The organism is Chamaesiphon sp. OTE_8_metabat_110, assembly GCF_031382685.1.
GTDB lineage: Bacteria > Cyanobacteriota > Cyanobacteriia > Cyanobacteriales > Chamaesiphonaceae > Chamaesiphon.
Window position 1 is genome coordinate 1 of record NZ_JANMZA010000563.1, and the last position, 4,926, is coordinate 4,926.

The following is a 4,926-nucleotide window of genomic DNA, read 5'->3' on the forward strand; positions in this document are numbered from 1 at the left end:
ACAGATTTTATTAGGTTAGGTAAAGGGTAAGAGGTAAAATGTAAAAGGTAAAAGGTAATTACGACATTCATCGCTCCCCGTCTCCCCGTCCCCCCCTCTCCCCAACTCCCCCACACTCCATCTCCTAACTCCCAACTCCCACCTCCCATCTCCCCAATTCAAATTCACACACCAGAATGGGTTAAACATGCCGTCTTTTATCAAATATTTCCCGATCGATTTGCGATCGGCAAACAACCGCAATCGTGTTTGTTAAAAAATCCAACTTGGGAAGAATGGCAAGCACCACCCACCATGCAAGGTTACAAAGGTGGTGACTTATGGGGCGTTATCGAAAAATTAGATTACCTGCAAGATTTAGGCATTAATGCGATTTACTTTACGCCGATTTTTCAGTCCACTTGCAATCACCGCTATCATACCCACGATTATTATCAAGTCGATCCGATTCTTGGTGGTAACAAAGCCTTTAAACTACTCCTCGAACAAGCGCATCAGCGCGATATTAAAATAGTCCTCGATGGCGTTTTCAATCATGCAAGTCGGGGATTTTACTTCTTCAATGATATTCTGGAAAATGGCCCCAACTCACCCTGGCTAGATTGGTTTAAAATCCACGATTGGCCGCTCTCTGCCTACGATGGCAACCTTCCAGCTAACTATGAAGGGTGGGTAAACAATCGCGCTTTGCCCGTCTTCAATCATGACAATCCCGATGTCAAAGAATACATCATGGAGATTGCCGAATACTGGATTGAAATGGGTGTCGATGGCTGGCGATTGGATGTCCCATTTGAAATTACTACACCGGGATTCTGGCAAGAATTTCGCGATCGCGTCAAAGCCGTTAATCCCGAAGCGTATATCGTCGGCGAAATTTGGCAAGATGCCCGACATTGGCTCGATGGTACCCAGTTTGATGGCGTGATGAATTACCTGTTTACTGCCCCGACGATCGCTTTTACCGCCGGAAATCGCGTGGAGATGGATTATGTTCGCAATCCCAGTTATGACCCCTACCCGGCGCTATTAGCCCCCGATTATGCCACCAAAATTCAGGCATTGCTGGATTTATATCCCTGGGAAATTCAACTGACGCAGTTAAATTTGTTAGCTAGTCACGATACCGCGCGGCTGCTCTCGATCGCGCACGGCGATCGTGCTAGTGTAGAACTATCGACGTTATTATTACTGACTTTTCCCGGTGCGGCGAGTATTTACTATGGGGATGAAGTCGGTTTGGCAGGTGCGCTCGATCCGGACTCCCGGCGCGGGTTCCCGGCTGAGTCTGATTGGGATCGCGAATTACTTGAGTATCATCGGCGACTAATTGCGATCCGTCATGCCTATCCGGCGTTGCGCACTGGTACCTACCGCACGATCTATGCTCGGGGCGAGGTTTACGCCTTCGTTCGCACGTTAGCCGATGTCGAAATCTTAGTTGCTGTCAATACCAGTACCGAGTCAGAAACACTCAGCCTCGATCTCGCCGAGTTAGGCATCAATATTCAATCCAAACAATTATTTGGGACTGCTAAACTAGCACAAAGTAGTGGGAATACATTCAAGATCGATCTAAATCCCCGCAGCGGTTGTATCGTGGCTTGAGTTTCGATCGTCACGCCTAAAAAAGCACCAATTTTCATTGGTGCTAAAAATTAATCGATCGCCGTAATAATTTAATCATCCAGATCTTGACGTTCTAGTCGCGCCACTCGCCGCGCTAACCGTCGAGTTTTGCGTTCATTAATACTCAAATCGAGGTTTAGCTCGTCTATAAAATTCTGTTGAGCGACAAAGGTATTCCGAATCACCACAGTCACGGCACCTTCGACACTATCGATCCGAAATCGCAGACTGGTAATGTCTTCACGCGCAGCGTTTATATTTTGCTCCATACTGGCGACTCGCTGCTCGATACCTGTAACTCGTTGCTCGATACCTGTAACTTGCTGCTCGATACCAGTAACTCGTTGCTCGATACCCGCCATATTTTGCTGCATGGTACTCATACTTTGCTGCATGGTACCAAGCGCCTGGATGACTTGTGATAACTGATTTTCAAGGCGATCGAAACGTTCTTCAGACATACTATTTTCTAATGTGAGACTAGCTAGATGAGAGCAGAACTGCAACTTATTTGGCTGATGGCAAATAAGTTGCAAAGTCGATCGATCTCGTTTGACTCTCCAACTATCTCAGTCGCTGTTACTAGGAAGGGTGTCTTTATTTTAGCTGGAGATGAGTAATCTTGGGTGGAGATTGCTGCTAGCTATACATCTGCGCCGATTTGGAATCGATTCTGGATGTGCGATCGAGTCGAGTAATTCAACCAAATAATCGTGTTTAGTTTTAATTTGAGCAAAAATAAAAACTGACAGATTTCGTTCTCTATCTAATGGAATTAGCTAGATACATAGATCGAGGGACAAAGAATATAAGTAGCACTTGTAAAGTGAATGAATAACAGCTTTAAGTAATTTAAGTCCCGGGTAAAATCATATGGCGCTCCATAAAATCGCAGACTTCAATCCAGATTACAAAAAACACTTTGGTGGTCGAGATATTAAAGGACTAGATTTGTATGCAGCTAATGAAAAAATTGGTAGTGTCGATGATGTGTTAGTAGATGATGGCGGACAGTTTCGCTATTTGGTGATTAGTACTGGTTCGTGGATTATGGGTAAAAAGGTATTATTACCGATCGGTCGCGCTCATGTCGATAAAGACGGGACGCGGATCTATGCTCAAGATCTGACTAAAAAACAAGTAGAAACCTTACCCGAATTTACCAACGATCTGACGATCGATTACGAGCATGAGGAGCAGGTACGCGGTGTCTACCGGGATGCAAAAATGTCAATGCAGCAGGATCGTCCCCCCGCAACAGGTACCGAAACGATGACTCCAGTGGCGACTGGTACTCACGATCGCAGCAATTATACTTACGATCGCGAACCAGATCTGTATACGCTCAACGATCGCGATCATTCGAGTCTCAAGCTGTACGAAGAGCGACTAGTGACGAGTACGACTCGGCAAAAGAGTGGCGAAGCCATCATCGGCAAACATGTCGAAACTGAAACGGCAACTGCTTCGGTACCTGTGGAAAAAGAGCGGATTACGATCGAGCGGATACCTGGAAATGCTCAAGCGGTAGTTACGCCAAGCGAGACTAATTTCCAAGCTGGAGAAGTTGCCCGGATGGAAGTTTATGAAGAAGTTCCCGAATTTCACAAAGAAGCCTTCGTTCGTGAAGAAGTTCGCGTTAGCAAGGTTGTCGAGACGGAAACCGTCACCGCGCAAGAGCAACTTCGCCGTGAAGAATTAGATGTTAACGTCGAGGGTCATCCCGTCGTCGAAAACAAAACTTAAGTCAACGTTAATTTCCACTAATCAGGAGCATCACTATGACACTTGAAATCATCCAAACCGACGCCTACGGTAATACTGTAGAGACTCCCAATCCACCCGAACCCAATCCCAATCCAGAAGCCTTAGAGTCAGCAACTGATTCCAATCGAGAATTGTGGGTGTCGATCCAAACCAAGAATAAAGCATTTTTTGAGAATGCTTCTATTTACATCTCACGCTTCTTTAAAGATAACCAACAGCTATTAACAACGCTAGGTTTGATTTACTTGGGCATCATCGCGCTCGATCTATTATTTGCGGGATTGAATGCGATCGATGGACTGCCATTAGTAGCACCAATCCTGAAGCTTGTCGGCTTGTATTATGTCGGACAGTTTATCTGGCGTTACTTGATTCGCGAACACGATCGACGCGAATTGATGGAATCAGTCAACCGTACTAAAGCCGAAATTCTAGGCAATCGTAACTAGTAGTTATCCAAAAATTTAAACGACACCTTAGATTAGATTGTCCAGTCAGCAAACTTATTACTGACTGGATATCTAGTCTCTATACACATTCTCGATCGATTATTTCATCTTTTTAAATTATTTAAACTAGCTATGAACGCAGCTAAAACATCCTCAGCCGCGATCGCTCTGTATGCGATTTTGAGCTTGGGAGCAATGCCGATCTTTGCCAATTCCGCCGTAGCTCAAGTAGCTACCGATGCGACTTCAACTGCTCCCACTACCAATACGGTGCGGATCGAAGGATCGAGCAGTATGAAAGTAACTAATAATAATCGGATCGCGCAAATCAAACAAAGTTCGCCCGATGCCCAGATTACTACCCGCTATAATGGTGCCGATGCTGCGCTCAAATCCGTACTCGATGGTACCGCCGACTTAGCCGCCATCGGGCGTCCGCTCACAGAGCGAGAGCAACAACAGGGTTTAGTCGCCGTCCCGCAAAAACGTCAGAAAATTGCGATTATTGTCGGTGCGGCAAATCGATTTACTAGCAACTTGACTTTCGAGCAATTTGCCAAAATCTTTCGAGGTGAAATCAAAGATTGGTCGGAACTCGGCGCACCTCCCGGACGCATTCAACTAGTCGATCGACCCGATACCAATGATACGCGGCTGGCGCTTCAGAATTATGCCGTATTCAAGCAAGCTCCCTTCGTCGCTACTCCCAATGCCATCAAAGTAGCTGACGATACGATCGAAAGTGCGATCGAGCAACTCGGCTCTAGAGGCATCACCTATACAGTTTCTGATGCGATCGACAATATTCCTGGGATTCGGATTGTCCCCATGCACAAGACACTCCCCCGCGACCCTCGCTATCCCTTCTCGCAGCCGCTAGCTTACGTTTACAAGGCGGGTACCCCGCGTCCGGCTGTTGCTGCCTTCCTGGGCGGTACCGCAGCCGCTGCTAGCATTCCCGAAGCCGCCCCAGCGCCAGTTGAAACCACCTCTACCACCACAGTTACTCGATCGACGACAGAGAATGACTTCCCGTGGCTATTGCTACTATTTCCCTTATTAGGTGGCTTGTTGTGGTGGG

At 46.6% G+C, this 4,926-nt stretch carries 5 protein-coding genes; 4 read left to right on the forward strand and 1 reads right to left on the reverse strand.

The genetic code is table 11. The features are described from left to right. Window positions 1-156: 156 nt before the first annotated feature. Window positions 157-1,608, forward strand: coding sequence for a glycoside hydrolase family 13 protein (locus RMO52_RS20345; protein ID WP_396135064.1), 1,452 nt, complete (start codon window positions 157-159; stop codon window positions 1,606-1,608). 71 nt (window positions 1,609-1,679) lie between these two features. Here the strand turns inward: RMO52_RS20345 and RMO52_RS20350 are convergent, their stop codons facing one another. Beyond that, a complete protein-coding gene (locus RMO52_RS20350) occupies window positions 1,680-2,165 on the reverse strand; it encodes a hypothetical protein (RefSeq protein WP_310417893.1) in 486 nt (161 codons plus the stop codon). A gap of 337 nt (window positions 2,166-2,502) precedes the next feature. Here RMO52_RS20350 and RMO52_RS20355 point away from each other — a divergent pair, with 337 nt between their 5' ends. From RMO52_RS20355 to RMO52_RS20365, 3 genes are all read left to right on the forward strand, one after another. Next, entirely contained in the window at window positions 2,503-3,375 is an 873-nt protein-coding gene (locus RMO52_RS20355) for a DUF2382 domain-containing protein (protein ID WP_309739567.1), read from the forward strand. Between the two features lie 35 nt (window positions 3,376-3,410). After that, window positions 3,411-3,845, forward strand: coding sequence for a CAAD domain-containing protein (locus tag RMO52_RS20360; protein ID WP_309739569.1), 435 nt, complete (start codon window positions 3,411-3,413; stop codon window positions 3,843-3,845). Window positions 3,846-3,977: 132 nt separating this feature from the next. Then, a partial coding sequence (locus RMO52_RS20365) for a substrate-binding domain-containing protein (protein ID WP_310417896.1) occupies window positions 3,978-4,926 on the forward strand: 949 nt, incomplete at its 3' end.

Excerpts from the sequence above, each read along its gene's own strand:
- RMO52_RS20355 (WP_309739567.1), top strand. The coding sequence starts at position 2,503 with ATGGCGCTCCATAAAATCGCAGACTTCAATCCAGATTACAAAAAACAC.
- RMO52_RS20360 (WP_309739569.1), top strand. The coding sequence starts at position 3,411 with ATGACACTTGAAATCATCCAAACCGACGCCTACGGTAATACTGTAGAG.